The organism is Fluctibacter halophilus (assembly GCF_020687825.1).
Classification (GTDB): Bacteria; Pseudomonadota; Gammaproteobacteria; order Enterobacterales; family Alteromonadaceae; genus Fluctibacter; species Fluctibacter halophilus.
In genome coordinates, this window is sequence record NZ_JAJEWP010000001.1 from 315528 (window position 1) to 330649 (window position 15122).

Annotated in this window: 16 protein-coding genes; 6 read left to right on the forward strand and 10 right to left on the reverse strand. The window is 52.5% G+C overall.

Annotated features, from left to right (window positions below; translation table 11 throughout):
• Positions 1 to 80: 80 nt before the first annotated feature.
• The 4 genes from LJ739_RS01505 to LJ739_RS01520 all read left to right on the forward strand — a co-directional run bounded on the left by LJ739_RS01505 (position 81) and on the right by LJ739_RS01520 (position 4988).
• Entirely contained in the window at positions 81 to 1052 is a 972-nt protein-coding gene (locus LJ739_RS01505) for a chemotaxis protein CheV (RefSeq protein WP_229156831.1), read from the forward strand.
• Positions 1053 to 1155: 103 nt separating this feature from the next.
• Complete coding sequence (locus LJ739_RS01510; protein ID WP_229156832.1) at positions 1156 to 2451, forward strand: alkaline phosphatase; 1296 nt, start codon at positions 1156 to 1158, stop codon at positions 2449 to 2451.
• 216 nt (positions 2452 to 2667) lie between these two features.
• On the forward strand, positions 2668 to 4605 hold the full coding sequence (locus tag LJ739_RS01515; protein WP_229156833.1) for an aminotransferase class V-fold PLP-dependent enzyme: 1938 nt from the start codon (positions 2668 to 2670) through the stop codon (positions 4603 to 4605).
• 92 nt (positions 4606 to 4697) lie between these two features.
• Positions 4698 to 4988, forward strand: a complete 291-nt coding sequence (locus tag LJ739_RS01520) for a hypothetical protein (RefSeq protein WP_229156834.1) — start codon at positions 4698 to 4700, stop codon at positions 4986 to 4988.
• Between the two features lie 7 nt (positions 4989 to 4995).
• Here the strand turns inward: LJ739_RS01520 and LJ739_RS01525 are convergent, their stop codons facing one another.
• From LJ739_RS01525 to LJ739_RS01565, 9 genes are all read right to left on the reverse strand, one after another.
• Positions 4996 to 5718, reverse strand: coding sequence for a VC0807 family protein (locus tag LJ739_RS01525; RefSeq protein ID WP_229156835.1), 723 nt, complete (start codon positions 5716 to 5718; stop codon positions 4996 to 4998).
• Positions 5719 to 5798: 80 nt separating this feature from the next.
• Positions 5799 to 6353, reverse strand: a complete 555-nt coding sequence (locus LJ739_RS01530) for a rhomboid family intramembrane serine protease (RefSeq protein ID WP_229156836.1) — start codon at positions 6351 to 6353, stop codon at positions 5799 to 5801.
• A complete protein-coding gene (locus LJ739_RS01535; RefSeq protein WP_229156837.1) occupies positions 6350 to 7513 on the reverse strand; it encodes a glutathionylspermidine synthase family protein in 1164 nt (387 codons plus the stop codon). Before LJ739_RS01535 ends, LJ739_RS01530 begins: the two co-directional genes overlap by 4 nt.
• A 6-nt stretch (positions 7514 to 7519) precedes the next feature.
• The gene (locus LJ739_RS01540) at positions 7520 to 8122 is read right to left on the reverse strand and encodes a DUF1190 family protein (protein ID WP_229156838.1); all 603 of its coding nucleotides are present in this window, start codon (positions 8120 to 8122) and stop codon (positions 7520 to 7522) included.
• A gap of 12 nt (positions 8123 to 8134) precedes the next feature.
• Complete coding sequence (locus tag LJ739_RS01545) at positions 8135 to 8551, reverse strand: DUF350 domain-containing protein (protein WP_229156839.1); 417 nt, start codon at positions 8549 to 8551, stop codon at positions 8135 to 8137.
• 21 nt (positions 8552 to 8572) lie between these two features.
• Complete coding sequence (locus LJ739_RS01550; RefSeq protein ID WP_229156840.1) at positions 8573 to 9217, reverse strand: YjfK family protein; 645 nt, start codon at positions 9215 to 9217, stop codon at positions 8573 to 8575.
• Between the two features lies 1 nt (position 9218).
• A complete protein-coding gene (locus tag LJ739_RS01555) occupies positions 9219 to 10223 on the reverse strand; it encodes a potassium channel protein (RefSeq protein WP_407646756.1) in 1005 nt (334 codons plus the stop codon).
• Positions 10224 to 10287: 64 nt separating this feature from the next.
• Positions 10288 to 10968 (reverse strand): PspA/IM30 family protein, encoded by a 681-nt coding sequence (locus LJ739_RS01560; RefSeq protein WP_229156841.1) that lies wholly within the window; start codon positions 10966 to 10968, stop codon positions 10288 to 10290.
• Positions 10969 to 10984: 16 nt separating this feature from the next.
• Positions 10985 to 11374, reverse strand: a complete 390-nt coding sequence (locus LJ739_RS01565) for a DUF2170 family protein (RefSeq protein ID WP_229156842.1) — start codon at positions 11372 to 11374, stop codon at positions 10985 to 10987.
• A 232-nt stretch (positions 11375 to 11606) separates the two neighbouring features.
• Here LJ739_RS01565 and LJ739_RS01570 point away from each other — a divergent pair, with 232 nt between their 5' ends.
• Both LJ739_RS01570 and queA read left to right on the forward strand, forming a co-directional pair.
• Positions 11607 to 11885 (forward strand): DUF6471 domain-containing protein, encoded by a 279-nt coding sequence (locus LJ739_RS01570; RefSeq protein WP_229156843.1) that lies wholly within the window; start codon positions 11607 to 11609, stop codon positions 11883 to 11885.
• Between the two features lie 185 nt (positions 11886 to 12070).
• Positions 12071 to 13105, forward strand: a complete 1035-nt coding sequence (queA, locus tag LJ739_RS01575; protein ID WP_229156844.1) for a tRNA preQ1(34) S-adenosylmethionine ribosyltransferase-isomerase QueA — start codon at positions 12071 to 12073, stop codon at positions 13103 to 13105.
• Positions 13106 to 13143: 38 nt separating this feature from the next.
• Here the strand turns inward: queA and LJ739_RS01580 are convergent, their stop codons facing one another.
• Positions 13144 to 15087: a S9 family peptidase gene (locus tag LJ739_RS01580; RefSeq protein ID WP_229156845.1), complete on the reverse strand. Its 1944-nt coding sequence runs from the start codon at positions 15085 to 15087 to the stop codon at positions 13144 to 13146.
• Positions 15088 to 15122: the final 35 nt, after the last annotated feature.

Here is a 15122-nt window from a genome sequence, read left to right on the forward strand (position 1 = left end):
ACTAAGTTATCGCTAAAAATGGTCAAATTGGATGAATTCCAGCTATCATTCTGTTCTGGATCAGGAATCAACAAGTTGTTATGTCGGGAATTTTAGCCTCCGTTGATCAACGCACGAAATTGGTCGGTGAGAACAGACTTGAATTGTTAATGTTCAAGCTGGGTACCCGTCACATTTTTGCGATCAACGTTTTTAAAGTGAAGGAAGTGATCACCGTACCGGCGATGAATCAAATGCCGGGCTCTCACGCCAATCTCAAGGGTGTGACCAATTATCGTGGTCGCTCTATCCCGATCATTGATTTGCGTCAGGCGATTAAAATGCCACCGGTAAGCAATGAAGACCCCGACAACCCAATCAATCAGAATGTCATTATTACCGAATACAACCGTTCGGTTCAGGGTTTTCTCATCGGCCAGGTCATGAACATCGTCAACACGTCCTGGAGCGATATCCAACCACCACCCACCACCATCGGCAAGATGAATTATCTGACGGCCATCACCCAAATTGACGTTGATGGAAAGCGTGAATTGGTCGAGATCATTGACGTCGAAAAAGTGTTGGCGGAAATCGTCGAGTATGACACCCACATTTCGGAGGAAATCCTCGACGAAACGGTGACCGCGCATCTGGCTGGCAAGAAGGTGCTGGTGGTGGATGATTCCGCGACTGCCCGATGGCAGGTACGGGATACGCTGAAGCAATTGGGCATAGAGTGCATTGAGCAACGGGATGGATTGATGGCATTGAATTTGCTCAAGTCCTGGTGTGATCAGGGCAAGCGTGTTCAGGATGAAATTCTGCTGATGTTCACCGATGCCGAGATGCCGGAAATGGATGGTTACCGTCTGACGGCGGAAGTACGAGAGGACCCGCGCATGAGCGACCTGTTCATTGCGCTGAATACGTCGTTAAGTGGCAGCTTCAATGAAGCGATGGTTAAAAAAGTCGGTTGTAATCGGTTTATCTCCAAATTCCAGCCGGATCTGTTGGTCGACGTAGTACAGCAACGTATGCGTGAAATCCTGGAGGGTGGGGCAAAGGGATAATCTGCACTGACTAAACGGTCAATTCACTTTTCTCCGTGCGGATTTTGAGTATGATAGACCTTTCTGATGTCCAGGCGCCCTTAGCGCATTTCAAGGAGTAGCAATGAAACTGTTTCTAGCGGCCACGTTGTCGGTGATGGCGTTCACCGGATTTGCGGCTGAGCAACCAAAGAACATCATCATGGTTGTTGGTGATGGCATGGGACCCGCCTACACCACTGCCTACCGCTATTTTGCGGATGACCGCGCGTCTGCTGAAATCGACTGGACTGTTTTTGACCGCCATCTTAAGGGCATGGCCAGCACTTATCCTGCCAGGGTTAGCGGTTATGTGACGGATTCCGCGGCGGGTGCGACGGCCTTGTCCAGCGCGACCAAATCGTACAATGGTGCCATTGCTGTGGATGTGGAAAAAGCGCCCACCCCGACGGTGCTGGAATGGGCTAAGCAGCGCGGCATGAAAACCGGTGTTGCGGTGACTTCCCAGGTCAATCATGCCACCCCGGCGTCCTATGCCGCACACAATGAATACCGCCGCAACTACGACGAAATTGCCGATAGTTATTTTGACGATCGGGTCGGCGAGGCCTTTGTGCTGGATGTCATTCTCGGCGGTGGATGGGAATATTTTATTCGTGAGGATCGCAATCTGGTGGAGGAGTTCAAGGCCGCAGGTTATCAGTACGTTGATGATATGGCTGCCCTTTCAACCCTGACGCCAGGCAAACCTGTACTTGGTCTGTTTGCGGATACCGGCATGCCGTGGGCGCTGGATACGCCGACAAAGCAACGATTACCGGCACTGACCAAAGCTGCGGTCAAGCAACTGGAGAATGACAACGGTTTCTTCCTGCTGGTGGAAGGTAGTCAGGTTGACTGGGCGGGACATGCAAACGATGTCGCTTCTGCCATGGCAGAGATGCATGATCTGGCAATGACCCTGGAGTACCTGGAAAGCTATGTGAAGCAGAACCCGGATACCCTTGTTGTGGTCACTGCTGATCACAGTACCGGTGGCTTCACCATTGCGGCCAACAAAGATTACCGCTGGGAGCCAGACTGGCTGAAAAACCTGAAGATGTCAGTGGAGTCATTGGCCAAAGCGCTGGTGAAAAGCGATACACCGGTGGCATTCATCGAAGAAAATCTGGGCTTTGCGCTGAACGAGCAGGAGAAGGCTACCGTCAACGCCCTTCAGGAAGCCGACGAAAAAACCTGGTTTAAAACCGTTTCACACATTCTGGATGTGCGCAGCAATACCGGCTGGACCACGTCGGGCCACACTGCGGTGGACGTGCAGGTCTTTGCCATGGGTAAGGGCAGTGAGGTCTTCAAGGGACACATGGATAACACCGATATTTCCCGCCACATCTTCAAAATGCTGGGCAAGACGGAATAAGTGCTACAGGATTAACCAAAAGCCACCTCATGGTGGCTTTTTTTATGTCTGCCAACTAACGCCAACGCAGCGAAATGCTTTCGCATTGTGCGCTTATGGTGTTGCGGGATGGGGAGCGGGTGAATTCGCGACACTCAATTTGTCGCCTGACAAGCTGACAATCAGGGAGTACACTCGTATTAACAATCACTTGCGAAACGAGTATCCCGTTTGACAATGCGTCCACAGCTAAAAATCCTCATCATTGAAGATTCCCAAACCTTACTTGAACAATTGGCCCAAAGTATCCGTTCAACCATCGAGCAGTTTGATCGACCTGATATTGACCTCAGCGTGGTCGAAGCATGCAGTGTTGCAGAGGCCCTTACACAGGTGCGCGGTGACGGTGAAATACAGGCCGTGGTGTTCAGTTGGGATACCCGGGTTACGGGAGATGAAGTGGGTCTTGATGATGGGGCAGTGCTGGACAGCAATGCGCCGGTTATCCGGGCGATAAAAGACGTGCGCCGTGAATTGCCAGTGTATGTGTTGGGGGATGCCGTCAAGGGGCTGGATATCGTCAACGCTGCCGAAGGCATGGAGTCATTTTTCTATCGTAATGACATCATTTCGGACCCGGAGTCTATCCTCGGTTACATCATCAACGACTTTGATGATCGCAGCGAAACGCCATTCTGGACCGCTTACAAAGAATACGTGGTGGAGGCTAATGATTCCTGGCACACCCCTGGTCACAGTGGTGGTGCCAGCTTCCGTCATTCACCCTATATCAGCGATTTTTACCGCTTTTTCGGGCGCAATGTGTTTGTCAGTGATCTGTCCGTCAGCGTCGACTCGCTAGGTTCGCTGTCCGATGGCACGCACGCCATTGGCCGGGCGCAAAATATCGTTGCCAACACCTTTGAAGTGCGTCAGTCCTATTTCGTTACTAACGGCTCCTCGACGTCGAATAAAATCATCCTGCAAACACTGTTGCGGGAGGGCGACAAGGTCATTGTGGATCGCAACTGTCACAAGTCGGTGCACTACGGCATTATTCAGGCCCGAGCAATGCCGGTGTACCTGAACAGCGTGCTGAATCCGGACTACGGCATATTTGCGCCCCCGGATCTGGACCAATTGCGTGCTGTCATCGAAGCCAACACCGATGCCCGCCTGATTGTGCTGACCGGTTGTACCTATGACGGCTTGCTGACCGACCTGAAGCAGGTTGTTGAGCTGGGGCATCGGCACGGTATCAAGGTGTTCATCGACGAAGCCTGGTTTGCGTATTCATTATTTCATCCCCGCTTCAGAGCGTATTCTGCGGTCTATGCCGGTGCGGATTACGTGACCCACTCGGCGCACAAAGTGGTGTCGGCGTTTTCACAGGCGTCCTACATTCATGTCAATGATCCGGATTTTGACCAAGACTTCTTTAAAGAGGTCTACAGCATTCATACCAGCACGTCGCCCAAGTACCAGTTGATTGCGTCTTTGGACGTGTGCCGCAAACAACTGGAAATGGAAGGCTATAAAATCCTCAACGAACTGCTCGACAATGTTGAGGAACTGAAACAGCAGGTCTCCCGCTTCAAGCGTTTGCGGATCCTGGATGCGCAGGATTTTAGTCGTATCTTCGCCCACTTCAGCAAAGACAACATGGGCCACGACCCCCTCAAAATTCTTATCGACGTGTCGGCACTGGAGTATTCCAATCAGGAAATTCACCGTTTTTTGATGGATGAAGTCGGGCTGGAAATTGAGAAGTTTACCCACAGTACACTACTGGTGTTACTGACCTTGGGCGGTATGCGCTCAAAAATCGTACGTTTGTACAATGCGCTGAAAAAGCTTGATGAGGGCACGGTGACATTGCAGCGCAGCAAACGCCGCAATCCGTTGCCCGATGCCATTCCGCCAATCCAATTGGCGACACTGCCGTCGAGCGCCTTTTTTGGCCGCCGCGAGTCGATACCCTGGGAAACCAGCGTCGGGCGCATTGCCGCCGGGTTGGTAACGCCTTACCCTCCGGGGATCCCGCTGATTGTGCCGGGACAGCGCATCGAACAAGACCATATTGATTATCTGAAATCTTTGGCCAGCCAGAAACTGACCATTCAGGGCTTGTACGACGGCGAGCTGTACGTGCAGAGCGAAGATGATAATGGCTAATACTGCGCTGTCCGGCAGGTCGGATTAGGTCGACAAGGGCCGCTCTGGTGATGCCAGCCTAAACGATAAAACATTATGAGGGAGCGACTGATATGGGCAGACGTTGGTTGTGGGGCGCCATCTTATGTGCGACCGCAGTGCTTGGCGTTGCTGTCAATGAGGCCCGTAAAGAGGTGTTTTACCTGTGCGGCAATATGCAACCCGGCATGACACTGCAAGGTGTAACAGCACAGCTGGACACCGTCACCTGGTCTGGCTATCAGGCACAAACGTCAGACAACGCTCAACGAATTGTGTTGACCAGCCGATGGCTACTCAACCTTAAGCGCTGTGTGATCACCCTCGATTCCGACAATCAGGTTGGATCTGTCGAATACCAGTAAAACGCGGCTATTTTTGCTGTTCTATCAGGAAGTCTTCCAGCGAATGGCCGGTAAGCTTCTTAATCTGGGCAAACAAATACCACAATGCGGCCATCAACAGGATCATGCTGGGGATCACAATGACCGGGTAGCTTAGTGCGGTCATGCGGCCGAGCTCTTCGGTGTAGGCAGGCGTTCCCGGCGGACTCACCAAGATCAGCTTGGCCAAAATGTAATTGAGCGCCGACGACAGAAAAAAGGAGCTCGCCACAATGTAGGCGCTGTTGTTGATTTTTTTGTTGAAGGCCTCTTGGCAACGCTTTTCGTCCAGCATCGTGTTCAGAGCCGGCCAGTCCACCAGGCGTTCGTTAAGGATCAACATTTTCACCAGTGGTTTTCCGGTGTACTGGCTGATCAATACTGCAATCCCGATAAGCCCGGGAATGGTCGCTTCTTTGATCGCTATGTACTCAGCAGGCAGTTCCAGCAGGCTGATGCCGCCGGTCAGCAATACACTGACAATGCCCAATACCGAAAACCCGTTGACCTTGCCCGCTTTGATCAAGTCGTAGATACCGAAGCCGATCGGAAAAATGAGCGCGGCGACGATACTCCATGCCGGACCAAGGCGATCCTCCGGGCTCAGGTAGGTCATGATCACTACCGGCAGGATAATGTTGAATACCAGGTTGCCGAAGAAGCCTCCCTGTTGAGGCTGTTGTTTGGTTTGCGGGGCAGAAGGTTGACTCATGTTGCAAGGTTCTCTACGTCAGTTGGGGGCAGTATAACGGATTTAAATCACAGCCTCTACGGCTTGAGTTGGGGGGCGGCTCATCGACGTTTGCCGACCAAGATAATGGCAACAATGGCACCGGCCAGCAATCCGAATAAGTGATATTCCCAGGAAATCTGGCCGCCCCGGGGTACAACGCCATATAACAACCCCCCGTAAACGACGGCAACCAGCACCGCGATGGCCATCTGGCGCAGTTGCCCGCTGCGTACACCGCCGACCAGCAGAAAGCCGAAATAGCCGTACACCAGACCACTGGCACCGACATGGATGGCATCTCGGCCCAAAAGCCACACCGTCAGGCCACTGAGGACAATGATCATTGCGCTGGCCTGCCAGAACAGGCGACGGCCGTACTGGAACAGCAGCAACTGCATGATGGCCAGTGGTAAAAGGTTGGCCGCCAGATGCCATGGGCTACCGTGTAAAAAGGGCGCCAGCACAATGCCTGCCAGGTGATCTGTGTGTCGAGGAACGAGACCAAAAGCGGTCAGCGAACGACCGCTCACAAGGTTGATAAATTCAACCACTACCAGCACCAGCAGCCAAGTGCTGATGACCCGAAGTTGATAACGAAACGGAGCCGCTGTCATGCGATGATGTGCGGCAGGTAGCGGGACAAGTCCTGGGTGATCAGACTGCTGTCCTCACGCACGGAAATGCCGGCAGGCTGGTCGTCCACCAACCAGGCGCCAATCAACGTGTGATTGTTGCCGAACCGGGGCAGGGGGGCATAAGCCTGGTAGATATAACCTTCTTCACCGTACGGCCCGGGAGCACTGACCGCCGGTTTGCCCGGTGCCTGCAGAGTGATATTGGCGCCTTCGCGGGAAAACAGCGGTTTGCGTACCCAGCCATCAGGTATTTCCGCAGGCGGGGCGTGTTCAAACCAGGCCGGTAAAAGGTTCGGGTGCCCTTCGAATCGTTGCCACAACAGGGGCAACAGGGCTTTGTTGGAAAGCACCGCCTTCCACATCGGTTCAATCCACTGCACGTCTGCTGCAGGGATTGCTTCGCCATATTGCTCGTCAAACATAAATTCCCATGGATACAGTTTGAACAATGTATCTATGGGGCGATCGGTCAGATCGGTAAAATGTCCTGTATCACTAAGGCCAATGTCTTCGATGTACACAAAATCACTGCCAATACCTGCCGCTGCTGCACAGTCCTGAAGGTACTGAACCGTGCCTCTGTCCTCGTCGGTATCCATGCAACACGCCATATGAACACGCTCGATGCCATAGTGTTGGGCAATCTGGGCCCAGCGCCGGATCAGTTTTTCCTGCAGGGAATTGTATTGATCGGCCTGACGGGGTAACAAGCCCCGATCGACTTGTTCTTCCAACCACAGCCACTGCCAGAATCCGGACTCATACAGACTGGTAGGGGTGTCGGCATTGTTTTCATACAGTTTCGCCGGTCCATTGCCGTCGTAACAAAAATCCAGCCGCGAGTACAAACTGGGGTCTCGTCGCTGCCAGCTATCAAGGATGGGTTGCCAGAATTGCGCAGGAATCGCGCATTGGGTCAGCAGCGCTTCATCGCGCACGACCTGCTCAACGATATCGAGGCACATCTGATGGATTTCAGCACTGGGGTCTTCCAGATCCTGTTCGATTTGTTGCAGGCTAAAGCGGTAATACGCGCTTTCATCCCAATAAGGTTGGCCGTGCATGGTATGAAAATGAAACCCATATTCTCGGGCACGCACCTGCCAGTCTGGTCGTTCAGCGATAGGGAGTCGTAGCATTGGGGGCTAACCGCCCCAACTGCTTTTACCGCTGCCCCAACTGGACTTGGCCCGCACACTGCTGCCAAAACCGCCACGACTGATGGTTCGCGATACACTGGGTTTAGGGTTAAACGTCCGTTTACTGACTTTATAGTGACGTTTGCGTAAATCGCCGAAATCGTACCCGTCCGCCGTCAGCCAACGGTAGCGATAGCGGGAATAGGGAGAGTAGGAAGCAAACATGGGTTGATGGTAGTAACCGCCCGGTGACAGCAGATTGCTCAGCATAAAACCGGCCATAAAGGGCATAAAGAAACTGCCCTGGTTATTGTTCACCACGCGACATTGATTGGGGCCGAAATCGTATTCACAGTCCTGCTCACTGCGGTACTTGGGCGCCGTTCGCTCAGCTTCAACCAAAGCTTCCTGATAGGCCGTCTGGCAAATGTTGGCCTGTTCGGGATTGTCATTCACACACTGGTCAACGGACGTGTATACCGTGGCATCCTGACGATCGCCGCCGCAGGCGCTGAGCATCACGCTCGCCACACCCAGGGCCAGGGGTTTAACGGTAAAGTGCTTGCGCATCTGCGCGAGATTGATGGTGCTGCTGCGTTTACGTGTCATACCAACCTCCGGCTAGTACGTCATGCAAGCTGCATTGAGCAGCCCCACTGCAATGGAGATGGCTGCCAGCATGGTGCCGGCGGACACTTCATCATTGGCAATGCGTTCGGCAATCTTGGGCATAAACGTGAAGCGCAGGATGGCAAAAGCCAACACCTGAGCGATCAAGCCAACCACGCCCCAAATGGCAAAGTCGACCAGGGAAGTAGAATTGGTCGCTGCGCCGGACAGCGCCAGGGCAAAGCCGATAATTGCGCCACCAAAGCCGATCGCTGCGGCGGTGCTGTGCTTTTCTTTGACCAGGTGCCATTCATCATGAGGGGTGACAAAGGCATACGCGAGCTTGAATACGAACAACAATACCAGTGAGACAGCGAAATACAGGGCAAAATTGCCCAGTCCCGCCAGAGAGTCCATCAATGCATTCATTTGTGTTTCCTTTTTGCAGGGTTATCCATTAATGCGAATATCGCTGGGGCGCAGGTCAAAACCGGTGCTGCGTACCAGGCAACGGTCGAGGTTGTTGCCAACCAGCTTTTCTTCACCACACACCAGCAAGGCTTCGGTCATGTTGTCACCAACCGGCCTTTCATACAACATCACAAATTGATCGGTTTCGCTGATATCACCATCGGTTTCGTAGGTTTTTTCACGCATTGCGACGGGCGGCGACTGCTCACCCACGGCATCCCATACACGATGAAACGTTATGTCATCCAAGCGGTAGTCGGGGGATGAAATGCCGGCATTGAGTAGCGATTGCCATTGCTGATCACTACCCACGGTCTGGGTGTCAAAGAAGTACCACAATTTGACGTCCGTGATGTTGCTTTGATCCATCCCGCCGTCCAGTACCACTTGTAAAAAAGCATCATCATCGGTGTAGAAACGGAGGATTTTTCCGCCTGTGTCCAGGTCGACTTCGCCAACCGCCTGGATCACGTGTTTGTCTGCAGCCCCTTCAATGGTCAGTTGCGGTTCCAGTAAGCGCAATCGAAGGGGGTCCAGTTCAAAGGACCCACCGAGATACAGTCCCATGATTTCAGGGGCTTTGGGTGCTGCGGGGGCTTTGTTTGAGAACCATTTAGAGAACATGTTACAGCTCCCTCAGTTGTTGCCAGTCGATGGCGCCCAACCGTTGAGGTGCGATGTAAAAAATACTGTCGCCGGGTTGCACGTCACTATCCAGGGCTGGATTGAGGTTGACATGTTGCTTGCTATTGTCATTGGCAAAGCCGATGAATGTGGCGTCATACACCGTTTTGAAGCCCATGAACAACTGGCGTGCCGGAATTGGTTGGCTGTCGTGCGGCAACACCACAGAGAACTGTGCCTGACCCTCCTGGACGCTGAGTAAATCGTGGTGTAACAGACTGGAACCCGGATCAAAGGCGGACTTGGCCAGCATTTCTACTGCCACGCTGGGGGTACATTCAACGTTGGGACAATGTTCCTGCAGCAATGGAACCAGGTTTTCATCTTTAAAGTAGGCAATCTTATGGGCGTCGGGATTGCGCTTACTGCAATACAACGCGGTGGTCATGGTCAGATCGTCTTCCGGGTTATCAAGAATAATGACCCGGGCGGTGCTGACGCCAGCCCTGTCCATCTCGTCATCCTGACTGAACGTGTTGACGCGGACAAAGCCGATGTCACCTGGCATGGGGTTTTCAATGTCGGCCCGGACACACAGTACGATGTCAGGCTTACCCGGCGCGGCATCTTTTTCTTTCAGCAACAGGTTAAGCAGGTGCAAAGTACGCTGTTCGTTCCATCCGATGACCAGAATGTGGTCGCTGACGTTCAATGTTTTCAACCCTTTCACTCCTTTTTGCCATTGCATGGATACCCAACTGGCCGCGCGCCCAATCACTAATGCAAACAAGCTAAGGCCAATCGGGATCATGTAAAACGCGACCAGTGTCTTGCCCGCCGGGGTTTGTGGTGACATATCGCCGTACCCGACAGTGGAGCCGGTCACCATCAGCCAGTAGACATAATCGACAGGGTCGAGCAGGCCGGTCTCGCCGACCATGGCCATCAACACCCAGCCGATAATGGCATATATCAGCATGGCCACGACGATGGTGTACCATCGCATGTTGACAAAATAACGGGTCAGAACACGTCTGACCCGTATCAACAAGGTTTCACCGCTCACGGTATCAGGAGCCCAGAATGCGGCTCAGTTCATCGTCGGCAGACTGTTTGCCGCCTTTAATGCCTGCCTCAGCGAGCTTTTTCTCCAAATCATCACTGCTTTCACTGCTGGCCAGTTCTTCTGCGGCTTGCAGTTCGGCATTGCGCATGTTCTGGCGGTCCTGAATGCGCTGCAGTGATTCGGTCGCCGTTTTCATCTTGCTGTTGGCACCCATATGTCGCGAAGACACAGCAACCTGGGCTTTTTGTACCGATTCGGTGGCTTTGACCATGTCCACTTGCTGTTCCAGGCGCTTCAGGTTCTGTTTGGCCTGGGAAATATTGGCCGCAAGTTGCTTTTCAGATTGCTTGAACTGGTCTAGATACTGTTGCTCAGTGTCCATTTCGCCCCGCAAGTCGGCGACTCTCTGGGCACATTCAAGGGCCAGTGCGCGATCACTTTCCGCCGCTTTTCGAGCATGTTCTTCATACTCACGGATAGAAGCTTGCAAGCTGTCCACTTTTTGTTGGGCAAGTTTGCACTTGGCCAGAATTTGGGTACGGGCGTGATCTGATTTGCGCAGTTCTTCTTTCGCCTCACGGATTTCCTGCTCCAGGATCCGAATCGCCTGACTGTCGGCAACGGCCTGAGCAGCCTCTGTTGCACCACCTTTTACGGCTGTGACAAGTTTTCTCCATACTGACATGGTTGGATCCTCCGGTTTAATTCAGAAATTCCCGATAGGCATCTAAAAAGCCTTCGACATTTTGAAACAATGTTTGCACTTCAATCATGATGCTTTCTGCTTTGGAATCAGCACTGAGCGCACCAAATGCGGTGTAATATTCTTCATCTGCCACACGCGACAGCCCAATGGTGGTCAAGGGGAAAATCATGTGTGTACGCAAAATTTCTTCGTTTAACGCTGCGGCGTCTTTCACTTCAGCGGTTGAAAACAGCAGTGTTTCGACCAGAATTTGCTCTCCGCTGATGGCCAGCCACGCATCCAGACCATCCTGGTTGGCGATCATCAGACAGTCTGCTTCCCGCGTAACAACGAGGTTCTCATCGTTGCGGATCAGGGTCTCAAGTTGATCAAGATCCCAAGTCATGTCTACTCTCCTGTAGGGGACAAAGCCCATAATTGTAGTGATGTGATGCGATACATAGGCGGTATCGCGCTGTGCTTACCGTGATTGTGTCCATACTAAGGGCTTCCTGTGACGGCGGCAACGGTGTCAGTGTAGCCATGATGCTCGAATTAGGTCAAATAAAATGTGTACCAAAACGATAATATTGTGTATATTTGGGTAATATAATTTACAAAAGTGAGTTGTTTTGAGTATGTCGAATTTACCAAGAAACAGTGATTGGCGAGCCCTGGTGACCCGCTCAATACGCGCCGAAATGTTAAGAAGAAACATTAAATATCAAGAACTTAGCGATAGTTTACAGCAATTGGGTGTTCAGCAGAGTGCCGACAATCTGCGCAATAAAATCAATAAAGGGATCCTGGGCGCTGATTTGTTGTTACAAATCGTGTACGTGCTGAATATGCGCAACATCGGGCGAGATGAAATCGTGCTGAACCTGGCGGACATGGGATTTCAGATGGCGCCGTAAAACGGGCAAAAAAAAGCCCAACAAAGGGGTGTTGGGCGGTATGTTTGGGAGAAACATCGAAGAAGTTCAAGTTGGGTACAGTTTAACCAAAGCACATTGGCGAGCAATAGAAACAGGGTATGCAGGAAGATTTGCAGGTATGAAAAAAGATACGTAAAATGCGCGCCCGATCAGGAGAAATGACCATGCAACTGTCTGAATTCAGCTTTGATTTGCCCGAGGAATTGATTGCGCGCTATCCCACCGAGGACCGTACAGCCAGCCGTTTGCTGCACCTGGACGGGGTGACTGGTAAAACCAGTGACCGTCAGTTTACCGAAGTCCTTGCGTTGATCAACCCCGGTGACTTACTGATATTTAACAATACCCGAGTCATCCCAGCCCGTTTGCTGGGGCATAAAAGTACCGGTGGCAATGTTGAGGTGCTGGTTGAACGCATGCTTGATGAGCACCGTGTACTGGCCCACGTGCGTGCCAGTAAGGCGCCTAAGCCGGGTACGGAGATGCGTCTGGAAAACGCCATCAATGTGCGTATGGTGGCTCGCCATGAGGCGTTGTTTGAACTGGAATTCCTGCATGATGAACCGGTACTTGCGCTGCTTGAAGCCCATGGTCATATGCCTCTGCCCCCCTACATTGACCGCCCGGATGAAGACAGCGACAAAGAACGCTATCAGACTGTATACAGCGCCAAACCCGGCGCCGTGGCAGCGCCGACCGCGGGTTTGCATTTTGACGATGCAATGCTTGAAAAACTCAAACAAAAAGGGGTTCAGTTAGGCTTTGTCACGCTGCACGTCGGCGCGGGCACATTTCAGCCGGTTCGGGTGGATAATATCCTCGAACACAAGATGCACGCCGAGTTTGCTGACGTCCCTGAAGAGATTGTCGAAGCAATCAAGGCAACCAAAGCCAGCGGTAACCGTGTGATTGCGGTGGGGACAACGTCTGTGCGTTCTCTGGAGTCTGCAGCCCAGGCGGCCAAAGAGGAATTGATAGTGCCGTTTCTGGATGACACCGATATCTTTATTTACCCGGGTTATCAGTTCAAGGTAGTGGATGCGATGATCACCAATTTTCACCTCCCGGAATCAACGCTAATCATGTTGATCAGCGCCTTCGCGGGTAAAGAAAATGTCATGGGCGCCTACCAGCATGCCATTGAACAGCGTTACCGGTTCTTCAGCTACGGCGATGCGATGTTTATAGAAAAAGCCTGATGAGGTGGGCTGACCGGCACCGCCGGTCAGCCAACAGGTCAGGGTTTGATGTGTTTGTTGAAAAACGTCACCAGTCTGCGATTCAGTTCAGTGCGGTTTTCCAGTTTGTAGAAGCCGTGACCTTCATTATCTTCGACCATCGACTCGTAGGGATAACCTCGGGCATCCAGCGCTTCGGTTAAGGATTCGTATTGTTCCATCGGAACCCGCTGATCTTTGCCGCCATGGACGATAAATAATGCCGCTTTAATCTTATCGACCTGATAAGCCGGAGAACGTGCTTTCATGGCTTCAATGTCTTCGCCGAGCACCTTGCGCAGATAGTTGACCCCCACCCGGGAATCAGGGATGTCGCCTTCCTCAAGCATCATCGGCAGGTCGTAAACGCCGACGTAGCCGACGGCGCATTTGTACAGGTCCGGCTCCTTTACCACACCCATCAATGCTGCGTAGCCACCGTATGAAGCCCCAAAGATACACAGCCGTTCGGGGTCTGCATATCCGCTGTTGACCGCCCAACGGGTTGCGTCGGTGAGATCATCCTGCATCACTGCCCCCCATTCTCCGTAGCCACTGGCCATAAAATCACGACCATAGCCACCGGAGCCGCGGAAGTTCAGTTGCAGCACCGCAAAGCCGTTTTGTGCCAGCCATTGTACGGTGCTGTCAAATCCCCAGTAGTCCCGCGGACCGTGGGGACCGCCGTGAGGATGAACAATAAGGGGCACCGGTGTGTCAGGTTTGGCATTGGGGGGCAGGGTCAGATAACCGGTCAGCGTCTCACCATCCCGGGCGGTCAGACGGAAGGGTTGTACCTCGGCCATTTTTTGTGGGTCGATCCAGGATTTGGTGTCGACCAGTTTTTTCAGCTTTTTCTCCTGCGCATCAAATAAGTAATAGGTGCCTGGGTTTTTGTCGCTGGCCACATAGACAACCATTTGATTGCCATCTCGGGTGGCGCTGGTGATGCGCGCGACCTGATCACCAAAGGTTTGTTGTAACGCCTGGGTCCACTGGGCCAGAGGGTGATCCGTGAGTGTTTTGATGTAGGTGTAATCCGGCGACACACTGGCGCTGACCAGCTTCAGGTCGTGGCTCAGCTGCACGCTTTCTACATCAACCTCGGGATGACGGTAAATCAACTGGGGTTCACTGGGGCTATCGATATTGAAAGTTACGATACCTTTGGTGGGGGCATCGTAGTCTGATAAGGCATACACGGTTTTGTTGTCAGCCCCGAAAGCCAAAGGCACGATCTCGCCCTGATCATCGGGCATGGCATGAAACAACGACCAGTCGCCGCTGTCGGGATCACGGCTGAATAGCTTGAGGGTATTATTTTCACCGGCATCAACCCCCATCGCAAAGCGGATTTCACCACTGTGATCAGCCAGCATATAGGCATTTTTAATCGGTGCACTGGCAATTTCGCGCTTCCTGCCGCTGTACACATTGAGGCGATACGCATTGTTGTACTGGCTGGCATTACGGCTCAGGATGCGCTCTGTGACGATGATGTAGCGTGGGTCTTCTGGCAGCAGATGCACAATCTGCATTTGACTGACCGTCGGATTGATCGCCAGACCACCTTCATTTCTGAAGCCCCACAACATTTCACGGTGGCTGCCATCGACGTTAAAGGCGTAGTAATCACCGTAGGTGATGGGGTAGTCCAGACTGCCCTTGGTGTAGTAAAGCGGCAGGCCAATGCGCTCATCGTTTAACCAGGTTAAACGCCCCGGCTCTTCAAACGGGTCAAAATTGAGCTGTCCAACCACTTGCATGGTGTCGGTTGCCAGAATCGATACCCGATGTTCGCCATCATCGCCCAGCACAACGGCGGCGAGGTATTTTCCGGTCGGAGATAGTTGTACATCGCTGAATTCCGAGAATCGGGCGAATGCAGCAGCATCGATCGCTGGCTTGGCAATAAGGTTGGCAGAGACTGCCAATCCCATGAATAAAAAGAGATTTTTTAGCATATTCGTTCCCTGAAAAGTGAAGGTCCGATTTTAGC

Bases quoted from the DNA above. Each gene is read 5' to 3' on its own strand.
- queA (WP_229156844.1), top strand. From the start codon at position 12,071: ATGCAACTGTCTGAATTCAGCTTTGATTTGCCCGAGGAATTGATTGCG.
- LJ739_RS01550 (WP_229156840.1), bottom strand. From the start codon at position 9,217: ATGTTCTCTAAATGGTTCTCAAACAAAGCCCCCGCAGCACCCAAAGCC.
- LJ739_RS01535 (WP_229156837.1), bottom strand. From the start codon at position 7,513: ATGCTACGACTCCCTATCGCTGAACGACCAGACTGGCAGGTGCGTGCC.
- LJ739_RS01530 (WP_229156836.1), bottom strand. From the start codon at position 6,353: ATGACAGCGGCTCCGTTTCGTTATCAACTTCGGGTCATCAGCACTTGG.
- LJ739_RS01565 (WP_229156842.1), bottom strand. From the start codon at position 11,374: ATGACTTGGGATCTTGATCAACTTGAGACCCTGATCCGCAACGATGAG.
- LJ739_RS01560 (WP_229156841.1), bottom strand. From the start codon at position 10,968: ATGTCAGTATGGAGAAAACTTGTCACAGCCGTAAAAGGTGGTGCAACA.
- LJ739_RS01570 (WP_229156843.1), top strand. From the start codon at position 11,607: ATGTCGAATTTACCAAGAAACAGTGATTGGCGAGCCCTGGTGACCCGC.
- LJ739_RS01545 (WP_229156839.1), bottom strand. From the start codon at position 8,551: ATGAATGCATTGATGGACTCTCTGGCGGGACTGGGCAATTTTGCCCTG.
- LJ739_RS01525 (WP_229156835.1), bottom strand. From the start codon at position 5,718: ATGAGTCAACCTTCTGCCCCGCAAACCAAACAACAGCCTCAACAGGGA.
- LJ739_RS01515 (WP_229156833.1), top strand. From the start codon at position 2,668: ATGCGTCCACAGCTAAAAATCCTCATCATTGAAGATTCCCAAACCTTA.
- LJ739_RS01510 (WP_229156832.1), top strand. From the start codon at position 1,156: ATGAAACTGTTTCTAGCGGCCACGTTGTCGGTGATGGCGTTCACCGGA.
- LJ739_RS01580 (WP_229156845.1), bottom strand. From the start codon at position 15,087: ATGCTAAAAAATCTCTTTTTATTCATGGGATTGGCAGTCTCTGCCAAC.
- LJ739_RS01555 (WP_407646756.1), bottom strand. From the start codon at position 10,223: ATGCGATGGTACACCATCGTCGTGGCCATGCTGATATATGCCATTATC.
- LJ739_RS01540 (WP_229156838.1), bottom strand. From the start codon at position 8,122: ATGACACGTAAACGCAGCAGCACCATCAATCTCGCGCAGATGCGCAAG.
- LJ739_RS01520 (WP_229156834.1), top strand. From the start codon at position 4,698: ATGGGCAGACGTTGGTTGTGGGGCGCCATCTTATGTGCGACCGCAGTG.
- LJ739_RS01505 (WP_229156831.1), top strand. From the start codon at position 81: ATGTCGGGAATTTTAGCCTCCGTTGATCAACGCACGAAATTGGTCGGT.